Here is an 18,103-nt window from a genome sequence, read left to right as displayed (position 1 = left end):
CTCACCAGTGCGTATACCGGTGACCCACGCCGTCGCGAGCGGCTGGCGCCAGAAATACATAAGCAGCTTAAATAAATCAGTGATACATTGCTGGCCATGGCGGCGCAGCGTGAACTCGAGGCCGATGATCTTGCCCGGGTGATGGGGGCGTTCACCCGGGGATCCATCCGGCTGCCGAGCGCGGAGAAGCACACGTTCACCACGCTTTCGGTGTTGCACACGCTGGCTCACAAAGGGGCGATGCGGATTTCGGCGTTGACGGTGACCGAGCAGATCACGCAGCCGGCCATCACTCAGCTGGTGAGCCGGCTGGCGCGGGACGGACTGGTCGTGCGGCGGCCGGATCCGGAGGACGGGCGGGCGGTGCTGGTCGAGATCACCGCGGCGGGGGCGCGGATCGTGCGGACGCGGCATCGGGAGCGGGTGCGCCGGTTCACCGAGCTGGTCGAGGCGCTGACGGAGGCGGAGCGGCAGGCGGTCAGCGCGGCGCTGCCCGCGCTGGCGCGGATGGCCGAGCTGATGGACGACGAGCTCAGTGCGGCCGATTCGGTTATCTCGGAAGGGTATTCATGACATCGCAGTTTCCGCTCGAGGCCACGCCGATTCGGGTCGCCGACGATGTGCTGGACGATCTGGCGACCCGGCTCCGGCTCACCAGGTGGCCGGACGATGTAGACAACGACGACTGGTATTACGGCGTCAGCCGTCGATATCTCCAGGAGCTGGTCGAGTACTGGATCGACGAATATGATTGGCGCACAGCGGAAGCCGCGGTCAACGCCTATCAGCACTACCGGGTGGACGTCGACGGCGTGCCGATCCATTTCATGCGCAGGCCAGGCGTCGGACCCGACCCGACCCCGCTGATCCTCACCCACGGCTGGCCGTGGACCTTCTGGCACTGGGCCAAAGTGGTCGACCCGCTCGCCGACCCCGCGGCATTCGGCGGTGACCCGGCGGATGCGTTCGACGTCATCGTCCCGTCGCTGCCCGGCTTCGGCTTCTCCACCCCGCTGCCGAAGCACCCGGACATGAACTTCTGGAAGGTCGCCGACCTCTGGCACACGCTGATGACCGACACCCTCGGCTATCCGAAATACGCCGCGGCAGGCTGCGACGTCGGTGCGCTCGTCACCGGCCAGCTCGGCCACAAGTACGCCGCGGAACTGCACGGCATCCACATCGGCTCCGGCCTGAAGCTCAGCCTGTTCACCGGCGACCGGGCCTGGGATCTCACTGGGGGACAGCCGATCCCGCCGGGTCTGTCCGATCCCGACTATCAGCGATTCCTCGCCATCGAACGCCGCTTCGCCGTCCACCTCGCCGTCCACCTGCTCGAACCCAGCACGCTCGCTTACGGTCTCGCCGACTCACCGGCCGGACTGCTCGCCTGGCTCCTGCAGCGCTGGGTCAAGTGGAGCGACAACCACGGCGATATCGAGACCGTCTTCAGCAAGGACGACCTGCTCACCCACGCCATGATCTTCTGGGTGAACAACGCCATCGGCACCTCGATCCGCTACTACGCCAACGCGAACCGCTATCCCTGGGTCCCGGCGCACGATCGCGTCCCGATCATCGAGGCGCCCACCGGCATCACCTTCGTCGGTCACGAAAACCCGCCCGGCGTAACCACTCCCGAGCAGCGCGTCGAGAGCTGGCTCGGCACGGACCGGGCCGGCTGGTACAACCACGTCAACCTGACCGCGCACGAGGCGGGCGGCCACTTCATCCCCTGGGAAGTCCCGGACGCCTGGATCGATGACCTGCGCCGCACCTTCCGCACCCGGCGGTCATGAGGCCGTCCGGGCCTCCTCCGCGGTCTGGACAGGCAGGCGCCCGAGGTCCGGAGTCACCTTCAGCAGGCGCAGCAGCGGCGAGGTCATCGCCGTCGTCACCAACGCCATCACGACGAGAATCGAATACAGCTGCACCCCGATGAGTCCGGTGGTCAGGCCGACGTTCAGGATGATGAGCTCGGTGAGCCCGCGGGTGTTCATCAGGCTGGCCAGCGCGCCCGCCTCGCGCGGTTCGATCCCGTTGGCGCGGGCCGCGAGATAGGTGCCACCGAGTTTTCCGGCCAACGCGGTCACCAGGATCGCGATCATCTCCACCACACCGGCGCGGTCGAGCGAGCTCAGGTCCACCTGGAGACCCGCGATGACGAAGAAGGCGGGCAGGAACACCGAACTCAGCAGTTGCGCACCGGTCTCCACGATCGGCCGGTGGGTGCGGGGGAAGATGACGCCGAACAAGAAGGCGCCGAAGATCAGGTGCAGACCGATCCACTCGGTGGCCGCGCCGCAGATCAGCGCGCCGCAGACGGCGAGGAAGATCATGGTGTTGTTGCTGTTCGCCGTGGTGGAGCGGGAGGCGCGGGTGAGCAGCGGGCGGACCAGCCACCACATCGCCGCGACCAGCGGCACGAACAGCAGCAGTTTCCACTGGTTGGTCGCGCCGGGCCGGGCCAGGCCGATGACGAAGGCGAGCACGGTCCACGCCAGGATGTCGTCGATGGCCGCGCTGGCCATGCTGAGCTGTCCGATCCTGGTGCCCATCAGGTCGCGTTCGATCAGGATGCGGGCCAGCACCGGGAACGCGGTGACCGCGAGCGCGCAGCCGATGAACAGCGCGAAGGTCAGCCGGTTGCCCTGGTGATATCGCGACAGCACGGCCAGCGCGACCCCGCAGCCGAGCACGAACGGCACGAAGTAGGCCGACAGCGACACGCTGGCCACGGCGCGGCGATTGCCGTTGAACGAGCTCCGATCGATCTCCAATCCGGCGAGGAACATGAAGATCATCACGCCGACATTCGCGAACGCGCTCAGGTAGGAACGGACGTCCTGCGGAAAGACGATTCCGGATAAATGCGCCCCCAGAATGGTGGGCCCCGCAATGATTCCCGCCGCGATTTCGCCGATTACCGGCGGTTGTCCGAGCCGCTGGGCCAGCTTGCCGAGCAATCGCGCGGCCACCGCGATAAGCACCAGATCTACCAGCAGGAACACCATTTGGTTACTGGGCAACTCGCGCTCCGTTCGTAGTGGACGCGCCGTGGCCCGCCCCGGCTCCTCCGTCGAGTCGCGCCTGCGACCGACTCCCCGGTTATAACGATAACGTGGACCGCCGAAAACCCATTCTCGGACAAAAGAACTAGTCGGCGGCGATATCGAGGCCGGCCGCCCGCGCGGCCGTGCGCAACACCTCTTCGACCATCGCGGGAGTGAGCCGGCCGGTGAAGGTGTTCTGCTGGCTCACGTGATAACAGCCGAACACATGCAGCGGCGCGCGCCCGGCGTCGGCGGGGGATAGCTCGATGTGCGCACCGTGGCCGAACTTCGGTCGCGGCCGCGGAATCGTCCAGCCGGCGTCGGCCAGCACGGGCAGCAGTGCCTGCCAGCCGAACCCGCCGAGCACCACGACGGCGCGGACCGTCGGTGCGAGCAACGCGAATTCGGTGGCCAGCCAGTGCCGGCAGCGGTCGCGCTCGTCCGGCGTCGGCTTGTTGTCCGGCGGGGCGCAGTGCACCGGCGCGGTGACCCGGGTGCCGAGCAGGCGCAAGCCGTCGTCGCGATGCGTCGCGGTCGGCTGGTTGGCCAGCCCGACCGCGTGCATGGCCGCGTAGAGCACGTCGCCGCTGCGATCGCCGGTGAACATGCGCCCGGTCCGGTTGCCGCCGTGCGCGGCCGGCGCCAGCCCGACCACCAGCAAGCGCGCGTCGTCCGGGCCGTACCCGGGAACCGGTCGCCCCCAATAGGTTTCATCCCGGAACGCCGCGCGCTTTTCCCGCGCCACCTGTTCGCGCCAGGCGACGAGCCGCGGGCAGGCGAAGCAGTCGGCTACCGCGGCGTCCAGCTCGGCGATGGTGTGGCACACGGGAATCAGCCTAGGTGCGGCACCAGAGCGCCGCCGAGATGGTCGTTGGCCACGTGTGCGTGCAGCCGGACGCCGGTGACGAGAGTGTCGTCGTCGGCATAGAAATGCGGGCTGTGGTTCATGGCCAGTCCACGCCCGCCGGGTGCGGGCGCGGGCATCCCGTTGCCGGCGATCTCGGTGTCCTGTACGCCCAGCGTCACATACAGGCCGCCGTACTTGTTGACGAACTCCGAGACGTCGTCGTAGCCGAGCGTCGCCGCGGTCTCCACCACCCGCTCGACGCCCGCGACACGACAGAACGTCGGCAGCGCGGCGTCGATCCATTCCTTCTTGTTGTGCACCGCGGGCACATCCTGCAAGTAGTCGACCGTCGCCGTCGCGTTGTAGGCCTGCGCGCTGTGCTCGGCCAGCGTGGCGAGCCGTCGCTGCACCTCGGCCATATCGGATTCCACCGCGCAGCGGATGGTGCCCCACAGTGTGACGGTCCGTCCGATGATGTTGAACCGCCCCACGTCCTCGACGTGCCCGATCGACACGGTGATCGGCTGAAACGCGCTGACCTGCCGGTAGAGCTGACCGACGCCGGTGAGCACGGCGCCGACCGCGGGCATCGGATCGATGCCCATCCACGGTGTCGAACCGTGCACCTGCTGCCCGGTGACGGTGATCCGCACCAGACAGGACGCGCCGAACTGATTGCCGACGCGATAACCGATGTAGCCCTTGGGATATGGCGTGACATGGAACCCGAACGCCATCGTCGGCACCGGATCGTCGAACGCGCCCTGCGCGAGCATCTCTCTGGCGCCGCCCTTTTCGTCCACCGGGGGCCCCTCCTCGGCGGGCTGGAAGACGAACAGCACGGTTCCGGGCAGCTGGTCCCGCACACCCGCGAGCACACTCGCGGCGCCCATCAACATCGCGGTGTGGCAGTCGTGACCGCAGGCGTGCGACACCGGAAACGGCCCGCCCGGATAGGCGTCGTCCACCACGTGCGCGGCGAAGTCGACGCCGCATTCGTCCGGCACCGGCAGCGCGTCGATATCGGCGCGCAGCGCGATCACCCGTTCGCCGGGCTGCCCGCCCCGCAACACGCCGACGACACCGTGCCCCGCGATGCCGGTCCGCACCTCGTCGAGGCCCAGCGCGCGCAGCTGCCCGGCGATGAGCGCGGCGGTGTTCACCTCCCGATTGGACAACTCGGGATGCTGATGCAGCTGCCTGCGCCAGGCGATCACCTGATCGGCCATCGCCGCGGCGCGGCGGTCCAGTTCGTCGTGGATCGGGCTGTCGTTCATCAGGACTCCGTTCGGTGTCTCCGGTGAGGCCAGGTGATCAGCGCGCGGGTTCATGCCAACTATGCATGAGTGGCAAAACCGGGGTGGGCGATTCACGGCCACCGGTCATTTGTCCAGTTCGGGACCCTCGCGGGGGGAGGTAACAAGGGGGACATGTGATCGTGACCACGCGGTCTGTGTTGATAGCATGGCCTTTCCGACCGACCGGATGCGTTCCACTGGGACTTCGCCCCCGATTCATCTCGAAAGAGTCTTTCCATGCAGTTTGAAATCGTCGAGCGGGACGAAACATGGGTGGCCGGGTTGCCGGTGCGCAGCCCTAAACGTGCGCTCGGAGAGCTGCGTGATCACGACCTGGAGGCGGCCTGGGCGACCGTGCTGCACCAGGAGCTCGGCGGTCCGCTGGCCAGTGCCTATACCGATTACACCGGTGAGCTCGGCACCTACAACACGCAGATCGTCGGCTACGAGTGCGCGTCCTTCGGTGACGTCACCCGCGGTCATCTGGTGGCCCGGCTGCCGCGCGGCACCTATGCCAGGTTCTCCTCGGTCGGTAACTTCCCGCAGGTGATGACCGACCTCTGGACCCAGATCGCGTACGCCGAGGAACACAACCAGATCAAGCGGACCTACACCGGCGACTTCGAGTGCTATCCGCACGCCTACAAGATCGAGCTCTACCTGGCGGTCGACGCCCGATGACCTATGCGATCGCAGTGCGGCACGAGGCGATCTACGGCGGCCTGGTGGTGCCGAGGGTGCGCCCGAGTTTCAAGGTCAGCAACAGCGACCTGATCGAGTTCCTCAAGGATCGGCTGCGCGACCGCAAGGGCGCCGACCGGCCGATGTTCACCGTGTACGTGCCGGACCCGGCGGGTAACTACAACGCGGTGGTCTGTTTCGAGTACCGCGAGCCGGAGGCGGTGCCGGTCGGCGATGTCCTGGTGCGCGTGCCGAAGGGCGTCTACGCGCGGTTCGCGCCGAACGGGGACTATCACGATCCGGTGGAGGATGTGTGGGCTCAGGTCGACGACGCGACGGCGTCGGCCGAGATCACCCGGGCCTACCGGGAAGAGATCGAGATCTGGCAGGGGCCGGATTCGGTGGAGCTGTTCATCTCGATCCTGGTATAGCTTGCTGCTCGTTAGCTGAGCTAGAACCGACCGGTCTCTCTGGTATCTTGCACAACCGCGAGACGCGCTCTGACCAGGGGGAATTTGCGGGGGCACGTCTAGTTTTCGGAAGATTAACCAGACGTCTGGTCAATTCTTGCCAGATGACGGATACTGCCCTAGGCAAACTCGTCCGGAAAGCAGGATTCGGGTGAAGATGTCGGCCCCGGTTCGACGACCGCGTAAGGATGCGGAGCAACGGAGTAGGAACAGTATGGCTGTCGAGGCGAGCACCGCCGCCGCGCCGATCCGGGTTGCTGGCGGCTTCGGTGGGACGGTAGCAGGTCATTTCCCGCCGGGCCCCGATTCGGAAGATCATCGCTCGACCGCTCCGATCTGGTGGGATAATCGGTGTGGACGGGCAATTGCCGATGAATTGCACGGCGAGCGGATTCGAGTCGACCGGCGTGAGCGCCGTACACCGGATACCGACCCCGGAATGGTGGGGTGACCATGGGTGAGGACAGCAGTCGAAAAACGCGACTCCTTGGCGCACCGGCCGCGATTTTGCCGGATCGCGTGGATACACTGACGTCGCTTCGTTTCTCGGACCTGCTCTCAACACCTGGGCATGAGACCATGGCGTTGGTGCCATGCCTGTGCGACTCGGCCGCTGCCCGGGGTCGTGGCCGGCGGCCCCGAAGCCGTAGGCCTGGCGTGGACACCCGTGGATAGCGTGATCGGAGACAAGGTGCCTCGGCGGACGCTCGACTCATTGGTGACTCAGGTCGCCTCCGAGCTGATGGGTGTCGACGCCACCACCATGGCCGAGGCAACCGAGCGGGTGCTGGCCCAGCTGGTCGAATACTTCGATGTCGACTTCAGTTACGTGCGGCACACCGACCGGGAGCGCCGCGCGTCGCTGCTGATCGCGGAGTGGCCGCACCGCCCGCAGGTCCCCGACCCGGATCCGCTCGAGGTCGTCTACTTCGAGGGCGCCGATCCGGTGTTCCGCGCGTTCGAGCACGCGACCGAGCCGATGATCGCCCGCCCGACCCCGGAGTTCGCCGACTACCAGGAGACGATGCGCCGCGCCTCCGGCATTCCGGTCGTCACCACCGCCGCGGTGCCGCTGCTCTCCCGCGGCGAGTCGACCGGCGTGCTCGGCTTCATCAAGACCGGCGACCGCCAGTGGAGCACGCGCGAGCTCAATGTGCTCAAAGCGATCGCCGCGCTGTTCGCCCAGTTGCAGGCGCGGGTGGTCGCCGAGGAACGGTTGCGCTACATCGCGCTGCACGACGACCTCACCGGGCTGGCCAACCGCCGCGCGCTGCTCGAGCACATGGACGAGCGGCTGAAGCCGGGCAGCCCCGGACCGGTGGCGGCGTTCTTCCTCGACCTCGATCGGCTCAAGGCGCTCAACGACTTTCTCGGGCACACGGCCGGCGACAATTTCATTCGCACGCTGTCCTCGCGGTTGCGCGAGCACCTCGATCCGGACGACATGATCGCCCGCCTCGGCGGCGACGAGTTCGTCATCGTGCCGGCCAAGCCGATGGACGCGGTCGCGGCCGAGGAGGAGGGCACCCGGATCCAGCAGCTCATCGGCCGCCGGGTCACTGTCGGCGGGGAGTCGGTCAGCCGGGCGGCCAGCATCGGCGTCGCCGTCGGCATTCCCGGCGAGACCACGGTCGCCGACGTGCTGCGCCGGGCCGACCACGCGCTGCTCTCGGCCAAATCGGGCGGCGGCAACGGTGTCGCCGTGTTCACCGACGCCATGCGCGCCCAGTTCGAACTGCAAGACGATGTCGAGCTCAACCTGCGCGGCGCGGTCTCCGACGGCTCGCTGCTGCTGCATTACCAGCCGGAAGTCGACCTGCGCACCGGCCGGATCGTCGCGCTGGAGGCGCTGGTCCGCTGGCTGCATCCGACCAGAGGCCTGCTGCCGCCCGCCGCGTTCGTCACCGTGGCCGAGGCGACCAATCTGGCCGGCGAGCTCGGTCGCTGGGTGATCAGATCGGCGTGCGCGCAGTTCGCCGAATGGCGCAGGCGCGGGCTGGCCGCGAATGTGGTGATGCGGATCAATGTTTCGCCGGTGCAGCTGGTCAGCCTCGACTTCGTCGAACGGATCGAGGACATTCTGCGGCTGTTCGGCATCGACGGCAGCTCGATCTGCCTGGAGATCACCGAACACGTGGTCGTGCAGGATCTGGCCCGGACCCAGGTCACGTTGCGCGGGCTCAAGCGGATGGGCGTGCAGATCGCGATCGACGATTTCGGCACCGGCTACAGCTCGCTGTCGCATCTGAAGGCGCTCCCGGTCGACGCGGTGAAGATCGACCGCGGCTTCGTGCAACGCCTCGGCGCCAGCACCGACGATCTCGCCATCGTGAAATCCATTATCGGGCTTGCCGGTTCGTTCGGCCTCGGGGTGGTCGGCGAGGGCGTCGAGACCGCGGTCGCCGCGCGCACCCTGGTCGGCCTCGGTTGCTATCGGGCCCAAGGGTTTTTGATCGCCCGGCCGATGCCCGCCGACGAGGTGGAAGCGCATCTGGCGGTGGGGCGCATCCCGCTGGATCTCGATCTGCCTCGCGCCAGCCGCGGTACTGCGGGGATATGACCGCTGGCCGGGGGACCGAAGGCCAACCGCCCGAACGGGATTGGTTGCTGATCGAGACCTTGGGCCGGACGCCCGGCGGGGCGGGTACCGAGCCGACCCTGGTGGCCGACGGGTCGAAGGTCAAAGACTGGGCGAGCCTGGTGCGGGTCCGCCGGGATCTGCACGCCGCCGCGCCGCAGCGGATCGCCGAGGTGGTGCAGAACTGCGTCGCGACCGCGGCGCCGGTAACCCATTGCGAGACCGGGCTGGTCGTGCTCGGGGTGCCCGTCCGGTGCGCGTTCGACGAGGTACACGGCGTGCAGGTGTGGGTGGCCGCCGACGATGCGCCCCCGCCGCCACGGCCGCGGGCCGGCGCGTGGGACTGGCAGGCCGAGACCGAATTGGCCCATCACGGACCGGGTTTGGAGGAGTTGATCTTCGCCCGCGCGCCGGCCGAGGTGCGGGTGATCCGGACGCCGCCGGAAGCGTTCGGGCGGATGGTGCGGTTCGACGGACGGATCGACTACTTCCGGATGGTCGCCGCGTTGGAGGGCAGGCACCAGAGCCAGGTGGACATGCTCGGTGACGACGGTGTCGTGCGCTGCTTCCAGATGGTGACCAGGGCCGATCCGGCTGCCCGCCGGATCAGGGCGGTGATGCGCGAATGCGCCGACGCGGCGCCGGTCCGGCCCGAGGTGGACCTGGCCATGGTGCGTGCGGTGTCGCAGCGGATCGAGGACGGCGTCGGTTTCGTCGGGCTGCACTCCGGTCTCATCTACGAGTGGACCCGCACCCCGGCCCCGCCGCTGGATCGCTGGGCCGTCGAGCGCCCGGCGGTGCATCCCGACGATCTCGATGGTTTCCGGTCCGCCTGCACCGATCTGCTGGCGGACGACGCGACCGCCGAACGGCTGCGGTTCCGCGTGCGCTTCGCCGATACCGGCTGGATCGCGGTGGGCGCCGAGTTGTCCCCGGTGCCCGCCGACCGCGGGCACGGGCTGATCCGGGTGTGGCCGGAAGCGCCCTGAAAAGCGGGTTCGCCGGGTCTTTCACGGTTGTTCACATCGAGTTGGGCGCACCGGTCCCGAAGATCACCCGACTGGCTGCACCATCGGCGAGGTGCGCATAGTTCAGCTTGCGAACTTCTACGGCCCGCGTTCGGGTGGGTTGCGCACTGCCCTGCATCACCTCGGCGAGGGATACGTCGCGGCCGGGCACGAAGTGGTGCTCATCGTACCGGGCGCGCGGCGTTCGGAAGAGATCCTGCCGACCGGCGTTGTCCGAATAACCTTGCCCGCCTTGGCTATTCCGTGGACCGGCGGTTATCGCGCGGCCGATCCGCGCCGCGTGGCCGACGTGCTCACCGGGTTGCGCCCCGACGTGCTCGAGGTCTCCGACCGGCTGACCCTGCGCGGCTTCGGCCGCTGGGCCCGCCGGCGCGACGTGGCCGGGGTGATGATCTCGCACGAACGCCTGGATCGGTTGCTCGGCCAGTTCATGCCCCGCCCGGCCGCCCGGCGCTGCGCCGATGTGGCGAATGGGCGCACCGCCGCCGACTACGACATCGTGGTCTGCACTACCGAATTCGCGCGCGAGGAGTTCCGCCGGATCGACGCGCCGAACGTCGAGCTGGTACCGCTCGGCGTCGACCTGGAGCTGTTCAGCCCGCGCCGGCGCGACGGCAGGCTGCGCGCCGACCTCGGGGTGCCCGGGCATCCGCTGCTCGTGCATTGTGGCAGGTTGTCGGTGGAGAAGCGGGTGGAGCGCAGCATCGAGGCGGTCGCGGCATTGCGTAAGGCGGGCACCGAGGTTCGGCTGGTGGTCGCCGGCGACGGACCGCGACGCGAGGCTTTGGAGCGCCGGGCGCGCGCATTGCCCTTGCTGGCCAACGGATTTCCCGCCGTGCACTTCACCGGCTTCATCTCCGAACGCGCGATGGTGGCGAAACTGCTTGCCACCGCGGATGTTTCGCTGGCTCCCGGACCGCACGAGACGTTCGGCCTCGCCGCGCTGGAGGCGCTCGCGGCGGGCACCCCGGTGGTGGCCAGCCGCTCCTCGGCGCTCAAAGACATCGTGACCGCCGAGTGCGGCGCGGTTGCCGAGGATCGCGGCTCGGCGTTCGCGCAGGCCGTCACCGACGTGCTCGCCCTGCCGACGGCCGGCCGCAGGCGGGCCGCGCGCAGCCGCGCCGAGCAATACACCTGGCCCAGGGCGGTCGCCGGAATGCTCGCCGTACTGGGCCGCTGAGCCTTGCTCGAGTACCCTGCGGTGAGCCGATTCGAGCAATTCGAGATGGGGATGCGCAGTGCGAGGTAATGGGCGACCGGGCCGCAATACAGTGCGAGACGCAAAAGTGCTGATCACAGGCGCGGCGAGCGGAATAGGCCGGGCCACCGCGGTGGCCACCGCGAAGGCGGGCGGGCAGCTGGTGCTCACCGACATCAATGCCGCCGGGCTGGACGAGACGGTGGCCGACATCCGCCGCGACGGCGGCGTCGTGCTGGTCGCGCAGGCCTTCGACATCACCGACTACGACGCCGTCACCGCGTTCGCCGAGAAGGTGCACGACGTGCACGGCAGCCTCGACATCGTGATGAACGTCGCGGGCACCTCGGCCTGGGGCACCGTGGAGAACCTGGAGCACAAGCACTGGCGGCGGATGGTCGACGTCAACCTGATGGGCCCGATCCATGTGATCGAGAACTTCGTGCCGCCGATGGTGCGCGCGGGCAAGGGCGGATCCCTGGTCAACGTCTCCTCCGCGGCCGGGCTGCTCGCCCTGCCCTGGCACGCGGCCTACAGCGCCAGCAAGTACGGCATCCGCGGCGTGTCCGAGGTGCTGCGGTTCGACCTGGACCAGCACGGTATCTCGGTGCACCTGGTGGTGCCCGGCGCGGTGGACACTCCACTGGTGCACAGCGTCGAGCTGATCGGCGTCGACCGGGAGTCGCCGAAGATCCAGCGGCTCACCCAGTCGTTCACCAAGCACGCCGTCTCGCCGGAGCACGTGGCGTCCGCGATCCTGCGCGGCGTAACCCGTAACCGGTTCCTGATCTACACGTCCTTCGACATCCGGTTCGGCTACTGGTGGGCGCGAAAGTTCGCGCTGCCCTACGAGATCGTGATGCGTCGCGCCTCGGCTCGCTTCAGCCGGTTGCTGGCCGCGCAGAACAGTTGAGCTGCACGTCGAGCACGCGCGCGCCGGGGCCCTCGGTGCCGAGCCGGTCGTGTTCGTTGACCAATTTGCAGCTGCCGAGCGACAGGCAGCCGCAGCCGATGCAGCCGGTCAGGTTGTCGCGCAACCGAATCAGCTGAGTGATGCGGTCATCGAGGTCCGCGCGCCAGGTGGTGGACAGCGTCTCCCAGTCGCGGCGGGTGGGGTTGCGGCCTTCGGGCAGCTGATCGAGGGCGTCGCGAATGTCGCTGAGCGGGATGCCGACTCGCTGCGAGATCCGGATGAAGGCGACTCGCCGTAAGGTCTCGCGCGCATATCTGCGTTGGTTCCCGCTGGTCCGGCGGCTGCTGATGAGGCCTTCGCGTTCGTAGAAATGCAACGCGGAAACCGCTACTCCACTACGCTCGGAAAGCTGCCCGGGGGTCAGCTCCTTCGCTCGCCAATCGGCTGTCGACATGCACGCTCCTCCATTCTCCTCAACAATACTTGAGGTTAGGGTGAGCTGGGGCGGAAACGGACCGCTTCGGCAAGTCGGCCGAAGCGGCCCGGCGAGCGAGCTCACACACGGCAAGACGGCAACGAAGGCTCGAATTACGTGCTCTCGAGGCCGCGGCGAACTACGGTCTGAGCATGGGAGCAGACGCTGTGCCCGCGCGGCACGGAGAGGACTCGGACGCGGACGGGCTGGACCCCGACAGTCCGGGCACGCGGTTGACGGTGACCTCCGAGGTCGGCACGTTGCGTACGGTGCTGCTGCATCGGCCGGGCGACGAACTGCGCAGGCTCACCCCGCGCAACAACGATCAACTGCTGTTCGACGGCATTCCCTGGGTGGAGCGGGCGCAACAGGAACACGACGCGTTCACCGGGGTGCTGCGCGAGCGCGGGGTCGAGGTGCTGCTGCTGGCCGACCTGCTCGCCGAGACCCTCGCGGTGAGCGGCGCGGCCCGGATCCAGGGCATTTCCGCCGCGGTGGACGCGCGCAGGCTCGGGCATTCGCTGGCCGACCAGCTCGCCGCGTTCCTGCGCGGCGTGCGGGCCAGGGACCTGGCCAACATCCTGATGGCCGGCATGACCTTCGACGAGCTGCCGTTCGGGCCGGACGCCACCTCGCTGGTGCGGCGGATGCACCACGGCGCGGATTTCGTCATCGACCCGCTGCCCAACCTGCTGTTCACCAGGGACTCCTCGTTCTGGATCGGGCCGAGGGTGGCGATCACCTCGCTGGCCCTGCCCGCGCGGATCCGGGAGACCTCGCTCACCGATCTGATCTACGCCTTCCATCCGCGGTTTCTCGGCGTGCGCCGCGCCTACGAATCGCATACCGCGCCGATCGAGGGCGGCGACGTGCTGCTGCTCGCGCCCGGCGTGGTCGCGGTCGGCGTCGGCGAGCGCACCTCGCCCGCGGGCGCGGAGGCGTTGGCGCGCAGCCTGTTCGACGACGATCTCGCGCACACCGTGCTGGTCGTCCCGATCGCGCAGAGCCGGGCGACCATGCACCTGGACACCGTCTGCACGATGGTCGACAGCGACGCGCTGGTGATGTACCCGGCGGTGCGGGACTCGTTGTGCGCGTTCACCATCGAACGCGAGGACGACTACAGCGCGCGCGACGGCGACGGCCGGGTGGCGATGAGCGGACCCGATCCGTTCCTGGTCGCCGCGGCCAAGGCGATGGGCATCGACAAGCTCCGGGTGATCGATACCGGGCTGGACGGCGTCACCGCCGAACGCGAGCAGTGGGACGACGGCAACAACACGCTGGCGCTGGCGCCGGGCGTGGTCGCCGCCTACGAGCGCAACGAGATGACCAACGCGCGCCTGGAAGACGCCGGCATCGAGGTGCTGCGCATTCCCGGCTCCGAATTGGGTTCCGGTCGAGGCGGACCCCGTTGCCTGTCCTGTCCACTCTCCCGGGATGAGTTGTGATCCAGTCATGTTCAACATCACCGTGTCGCACGAGTCGGCCGTCCCGCCCTACGAGCAGCTACGCATGGGGATCATCGCCAAGGTGCGCTCCGGCGAGCTGACCGCGGGCACCAAGATCCCCACCGTGCGCGCGCTCGCCGCGCAACTCGGCCTCGCCCCCAACACGGTGGCCCGCGCCTATCGCGAGCTGGAGGCCGACGGCGTGGTCGAAACCCGGGGCAGGCAGGGATCTTTCATCGCCTCCTCGGGCGATCCGACGCGCGATGTCGCGGGTCGTGCCGCCACGGCCTACGTCGCCACGGTCCGTCGTCTCGGACTCGACGACGCCGCCGCGCTGCGTTATGTCAAAGCGGCGCTGGAGGGTTAGCGCCAGCTGGGCAGCCAGAGATGGTCGTGCCAGTTGCCCGGCGTGATCGGCAGCGCGGTGAGGATCGGCCAGAGCCAGATGAAGTTGGCGATCACCAGGGCGAGGTAAAGGCAGACCGCGAGCAGGCCGAGGGCGTGGCGTTCGTCCGGTGAGACCGGTAGATAGGTGCCGACGGGGCTGCGCGGCACGGCTGTCCGGCGCGACGGGCCGAGGATGTCGCCCAAAACCAGTGCCATGCCCATCACCAGGAACGGCGCGAGGGCGACCGCGTAGAAGTAGTACATCTGCCGGTCGAGGGTCAGGAACCAGGGCAGCAGGGCCGCGCCATAACCGACCAGCACCGCGGCGTAGCGCCAGTCGCGGCGAACCACGCTGCGCCACAACATCCAGGCGATCACCGGGAACGCGAGCCACCAGATCGCCGGAGTGCCGATCAGCATGACGGCCTTGACGCATTGGGTCTGGCCGCAGCCGGTGACGCCGTTGTCGGCGTAGTAGTAGAGCATCGGCCGCAGACCCATCGGCCAGGTCCACGGCTTGGACTCCCACGGGTGGTGGTTGCCCGCCGAATTGGTCAAGCCCTCATGGAATTCCAGCGCTCTGGCGCTGAAATACCAGAGTGAGCGCAACGCGTCGGGGACCCAGCTGAAGTATCCGCCGGTGCCGATCGGCCCGGTCGGGGCGGACGGGTTGCCGACCATGTACCGATCGATGCCGGTTTCGCTGGCGAACCAGGCCCAGTACGTGGCGAGATACACCCCGAGCGGAATCAGCACCAGCGCGTACAGCGCGGGCCCGACATCGCGGATCCCGGTGCCGAACCACGGATTGCGGACCCCGTACGCCCGCCGCGCCGCCACATCGAAACAGACGCTGAGCAGGCCGAAGGCCACGATGAAGTAGACGCCGGACCATTTTGTCCCGCAGGCCAATCCGAGCAGGATCCCGGCGCCGAATCGCCACCAGCGCACCCCTAGTCGCGGGCCCCACGGGGTTTCGTCGATCCGGCCTTCCGCGTCGGCGCGCGCCATTCTGGCCCGTACCTCGTCGCGGTCGACGATCAGGCAGCCGAAGGCCGCGGTGGCGAAGAACGCCAGGAAGATGTCGAGCATGCCGATGCGCGAGGAGACGAAGGTGGTGCCGTCGGCGATCAGCAGGATGCCCGCGATCGCGCCGATCAAGGTCGACCTGGCCAGGCGCCGCACGATCCGGATCACCAGCAGGATCAGGATGGTGCCCGCCATCGCGGAGGCGAACCGCCAGCCCCAGCCGTTGTAGCCGAACATGGCCTCGCCGATCGCGATGAGCTGCTTGCCGACCGGCGGATGCACCACCAGCCCGTAGCCGGGGTTGTCCTCCACCCCGCCGCCGTTGAGCATCTGCCAGCCCTGCGGCGCGTAGTGCTTCTCGTCGAACACCGGGGTGCCCGCGTCGGTCGGGTAGTTGAGCATGGTGAACCGCGTCACCGCGGCGATCGCGGTCAGGAACGCGGTGACCAGCCAGCCGCGCAGCGTATCCGTGGGGCCGAAATCGGGGGCCGGCCGCCGCGGCGCGGGGCTCGACCAGGAGGGCACGGCCCCGAACGGAGCGTTTGCGCGCTGGTCGGTCACCTGTGTCACGTACCGATCGTATGCTGTGCGGGCCGTGAGGTCCCGCAGCGGTGAGCCGTCGATCGCGCCACACCCGCGGGTTCGCGCCGCCGCGCGGGTGTTGTGCTGCCGCGCACGAATCCGCGAGCTGAATCGAGCGTGTGTCGCCATTGTCGGCGCAGGGCCGAGTCGAGGCCGCGGGCGCGAGGTGCGGGTGGACAAGTCGATAGGCTGCGATGGTTCGGCGGGCGCCGGGCGTGGTCGGGACGGGAGTGCGGTGACGGACGAGGCGACAGGGCCGGGCAGGCTGGTGCTCGCGGCGACGCCGATGGGCGACATCGGGGACGCCTCGCAGCGGCTGCGCGACGCGCTCGGGTCGGCCGACATCGTCGCGGCGGAGGACACGCGGCGGACCAAGTCACTGGCCAAGTCGCTGGGGGTGGAGATCACCGGACGGGTGGTCAGCTTCTACGACCATGTGGAGATCGCCCGGATTCCGGCGCTGCTCGGCGATATCGAGGCCGGGCGCACGGTGCTGCTGGTGACCGACGCGGGCATGCCGTCGGTCAGCGACCCTGGCTATCGGCTGGTCGCGGCCTGTGCCGAGCGGGATCTTCCGGTGACCTGCCTGCCCGGTCCGTCCGCGGTCACCACGGCGCTCGCCCTGTCCGCCATCCCGGTGGAACGTTTCTGCTTCGACGGCTTCGCGCCGCGCAAGGGCGGTCAGCGCCGGGAGTGGTTGCGCACCTTGGCCACCGAGCCACGTGCCTGCGTCTTCTTCGAGGCGCCGCACCGGCTCGCCGACTGCCTGGCCGACGCGGTCACGGTGCTCGGCCCGGACCGCCGCGCCGCCGTCTGCCGCGAGCTGACCAAGACCTACGAGGAGGTGATCCGCGGCACCCTCGCCGAGGTCGCCGCCTGGGCCGTCGACGGCGCCCGCGGCGAGATCACCGTCGTTCTCGAAGGCGCACAACCCAAATCCGCCGATCCGGCCGACCTGGTCGAGGCGGTCGAGGCGCTGACCGCCGAGGGCGTCCGGCTCAAGGACGCGTGCGCGCAGGTCGCCGGCGAGCACGGCGCCTCCCGCAACGAACTGTACGACGCGGTGCTGACCGCCCGCCGCGACGGCGACGACTGACCGAGCCCTGAGGGCGCGCCATGGTGCGCGCTGCGACGACGCGGCATGATCGTTCTATGACCTCTCTCGAAGGCAAGGCCAAGGCATTCCTCGCACTGCACCGCCCCGGTGATCCCGCCGTGCTGCCCACCGTGTGGGACGCGTGGTCGGCGAAGGTCGCGGTGGACGCCGGGTTCGCGGCGCTCACCTGGGCAGTCATCCGGTCGCCGACTCGATCGGCCGTGCGGACGGCGAAGGCATGACGTTCGCCGAGTTGCTCACCCGGGTCCGGCAGATCACCGAGGCCGTCGAGGTGCCGGTGTCGGTGGACATCGAGTCGGGTTACGGCCTTGAACCGGCCCAGCTGATCGAGGGCCTGCTCGAGGTGGGCGCCGTCGGCCTCAACATCGAGGACACCGTGCACAGCGAGGGCAAGCGACTGCGCGCGCCGCAGGAGCACGCCGACCTGGTGCACGGCCTGCGTCAGTTCGCCGACGCGGCCGGCGTGCACGTGGTGGTCAACGCCAGGACCGATCTGTTCCTGCGGCAGGACGGTGACGAGGCAGACCGAGTGGACCGCGCGATCGAGCGCCTCGGCCTCGCCGCCGCGGCGGGTGCCGATGTGCTGTTCCCCGCGGGCGCGCAGGACGATGCCGCCGTGCGCAGGCTGACCAGCGAACTGCCGCTGCCGATCAGCATGGTCGGGCTCCCCGACAAGTCCGACAAGGCGCTGCTCGCCGATCAAGGCGTGGCCCGGATCAGCTTCGGTCCGTTCCTGCAGCGCGCCCTCACCGCGGAGATCGAGCGCCTGCTCGGCCGCTGGAAGTAGGCGGACCTCGACGAGTGGCACATCATCGAGAGTCCTGCTCGGCGAATGCCGTTGTTCCGTGCCACTCGTCGGCCACGCCTGCGATCATCGACGTGATCGGGGCGGGTGGAGTTCTATACCGCTACGCTCGCCGAGGCGTATGTGTCTGCGGTGCAAGGTGATTCGCGGCGGCGGATCGTTCGGTACCTGAATGCCGGAGCAGAGGAACG

16 protein-coding genes and 1 pseudogene are annotated in these 18,103 nt (G+C 68.7%); 12 read left to right on the top strand and 5 right to left on the bottom strand.

The window, feature by feature from the left end:
• Window positions 1–96 precede the first annotated feature (96 nt).
• Together ACFYO1_RS19350 and ACFYO1_RS19345 are read left to right on the top strand one after the other, a co-directional pair.
• Window positions 97–573: a MarR family winged helix-turn-helix transcriptional regulator gene (locus tag ACFYO1_RS19350; protein ID WP_387232564.1), complete on the top strand. Its 477-nt coding sequence runs from the start codon at window positions 97–99 to the stop codon at window positions 571–573.
• Window positions 570–1,799: an epoxide hydrolase family protein gene (locus ACFYO1_RS19345; RefSeq protein WP_387232561.1), complete on the top strand. Its 1,230-nt coding sequence runs from the start codon at window positions 570–572 to the stop codon at window positions 1,797–1,799. Before ACFYO1_RS19350 ends, ACFYO1_RS19345 begins: the two co-directional genes overlap by 4 nt.
• Here the strand turns inward: ACFYO1_RS19345 and ACFYO1_RS19340 are convergent.
• The 3 genes from ACFYO1_RS19340 to ACFYO1_RS19330 form a co-directional block, all read right to left on the bottom strand.
• Window positions 1,794–3,029 carry a cation:proton antiporter gene (locus ACFYO1_RS19340; protein WP_387232558.1) on the bottom strand — a complete coding sequence of 412 codons (1,236 nt, stop codon included), beginning with the start codon at window positions 3,027–3,029 and terminating at the stop codon, window positions 1,794–1,796. The two genes, ACFYO1_RS19345 and ACFYO1_RS19340, sit on opposite strands and share 6 nt — an antisense overlap.
• A gap of 127 nt (window positions 3,030–3,156) precedes the next feature.
• A complete protein-coding gene (locus ACFYO1_RS19335; protein WP_387232555.1) occupies window positions 3,157–3,879 on the bottom strand; it encodes a uracil-DNA glycosylase in 723 nt (240 codons plus the stop codon).
• A 5-nt stretch (window positions 3,880–3,884) separates the two neighbouring features.
• The gene (locus ACFYO1_RS19330; RefSeq protein ID WP_387232552.1) at window positions 3,885–5,177 is read right to left on the bottom strand and encodes a M20 family metallopeptidase; all 1,293 of its coding nucleotides are present in this window, start codon (window positions 5,175–5,177) and stop codon (window positions 3,885–3,887) included.
• Between the two features lie 258 nt (window positions 5,178–5,435).
• On the opposite strand from ACFYO1_RS19330, the gene ACFYO1_RS19325 reads away from it, so the two are divergent.
• The 6 genes from ACFYO1_RS19325 to ACFYO1_RS19300 all read left to right on the top strand — a co-directional run bounded on the left by ACFYO1_RS19325 (window position 5,436) and on the right by ACFYO1_RS19300 (window position 12,066).
• A complete protein-coding gene (locus ACFYO1_RS19325) occupies window positions 5,436–5,879 on the top strand; it encodes a GyrI-like domain-containing protein (protein ID WP_040738955.1) in 444 nt (147 codons plus the stop codon).
• Window positions 5,876–6,310 (top strand): effector binding domain-containing protein, encoded by a 435-nt coding sequence (locus ACFYO1_RS19320; protein ID WP_387232549.1) that lies wholly within the window; start codon window positions 5,876–5,878, stop codon window positions 6,308–6,310. Before ACFYO1_RS19325 ends, ACFYO1_RS19320 begins: the two co-directional genes overlap by 4 nt.
• Window positions 6,311–7,067: 757 nt before the next feature.
• Window positions 7,068–8,909: a putative bifunctional diguanylate cyclase/phosphodiesterase gene (locus ACFYO1_RS19315; protein WP_387235228.1), complete on the top strand. Its 1,842-nt coding sequence runs from the start codon at window positions 7,068–7,070 to the stop codon at window positions 8,907–8,909.
• Complete coding sequence (locus ACFYO1_RS19310; protein ID WP_387232546.1) at window positions 8,906–9,916, top strand: GAF domain-containing protein; 1,011 nt, start codon at window positions 8,906–8,908, stop codon at window positions 9,914–9,916. The genes ACFYO1_RS19315 and ACFYO1_RS19310 overlap by 4 nt, the downstream gene beginning before the upstream one ends.
• A gap of 91 nt (window positions 9,917–10,007) precedes the next feature.
• Window positions 10,008–11,135: a glycosyltransferase gene (locus ACFYO1_RS19305; protein ID WP_387232542.1), complete on the top strand. Its 1,128-nt coding sequence runs from the start codon at window positions 10,008–10,010 to the stop codon at window positions 11,133–11,135.
• Between the two features lie 106 nt (window positions 11,136–11,241).
• The gene (locus ACFYO1_RS19300) at window positions 11,242–12,066 is read left to right on the top strand and encodes an SDR family oxidoreductase (RefSeq protein WP_387232539.1); all 825 of its coding nucleotides are present in this window, start codon (window positions 11,242–11,244) and stop codon (window positions 12,064–12,066) included.
• Here ACFYO1_RS19300 and soxR read toward each other — a convergent pair.
• Entirely contained in the window at window positions 12,035–12,520 is a 486-nt protein-coding gene (gene soxR, locus ACFYO1_RS19295; RefSeq protein ID WP_387232536.1) for a redox-sensitive transcriptional activator SoxR, read from the bottom strand. The genes ACFYO1_RS19300 and soxR overlap by 32 nt on opposite strands.
• Window positions 12,521–12,693: 173 nt before the next feature.
• On the opposite strand from soxR, the gene arcA reads away from it, so the two are divergent.
• Both arcA and ACFYO1_RS19285 read left to right on the top strand, forming a co-directional pair.
• Window positions 12,694–13,992, top strand: a complete 1,299-nt coding sequence (arcA, locus tag ACFYO1_RS19290; RefSeq protein WP_387232533.1) for an arginine deiminase — start codon at window positions 12,694–12,696, stop codon at window positions 13,990–13,992.
• 7 nt (window positions 13,993–13,999) lie between these two features.
• On the top strand, window positions 14,000–14,359 hold the full coding sequence (locus ACFYO1_RS19285; protein WP_135237604.1) for a GntR family transcriptional regulator: 360 nt from the start codon (window positions 14,000–14,002) through the stop codon (window positions 14,357–14,359).
• Here the strand turns inward: ACFYO1_RS19285 and ACFYO1_RS19280 are convergent.
• Window positions 14,356–15,978, bottom strand: coding sequence for a dolichyl-phosphate-mannose--protein mannosyltransferase (locus ACFYO1_RS19280; protein ID WP_387232530.1), 1,623 nt, complete (start codon window positions 15,976–15,978; stop codon window positions 14,356–14,358). The two genes, ACFYO1_RS19285 and ACFYO1_RS19280, sit on opposite strands and share 4 nt — an antisense overlap.
• Window positions 15,979–16,225: 247 nt before the next feature.
• Here ACFYO1_RS19280 and rsmI point away from each other — a divergent pair, with 247 nt between their 5' ends.
• Window positions 16,226–17,086: a 16S rRNA (cytidine(1402)-2'-O)-methyltransferase gene (gene rsmI / locus ACFYO1_RS19275; protein ID WP_387232527.1), complete on the top strand. Its 861-nt coding sequence runs from the start codon at window positions 16,226–16,228 to the stop codon at window positions 17,084–17,086.
• A gap of 56 nt (window positions 17,087–17,142) precedes the next feature.
• Window positions 17,143–17,894 (top strand): annotated as a pseudogene (locus tag ACFYO1_RS19270) (isocitrate lyase/phosphoenolpyruvate mutase family protein).
• The last annotated feature ends 209 nt before the right edge of the window (window positions 17,895–18,103 follow it).

This window comes from Nocardia sp. NPDC006044, assembly GCF_042871115.1.
In the GTDB taxonomy this organism is placed as follows: domain Bacteria; phylum Actinomycetota; class Actinomycetes; order Mycobacteriales; family Mycobacteriaceae; genus Nocardia.
This window is presented reverse-complemented; position numbering and strand designations above follow the sequence as displayed.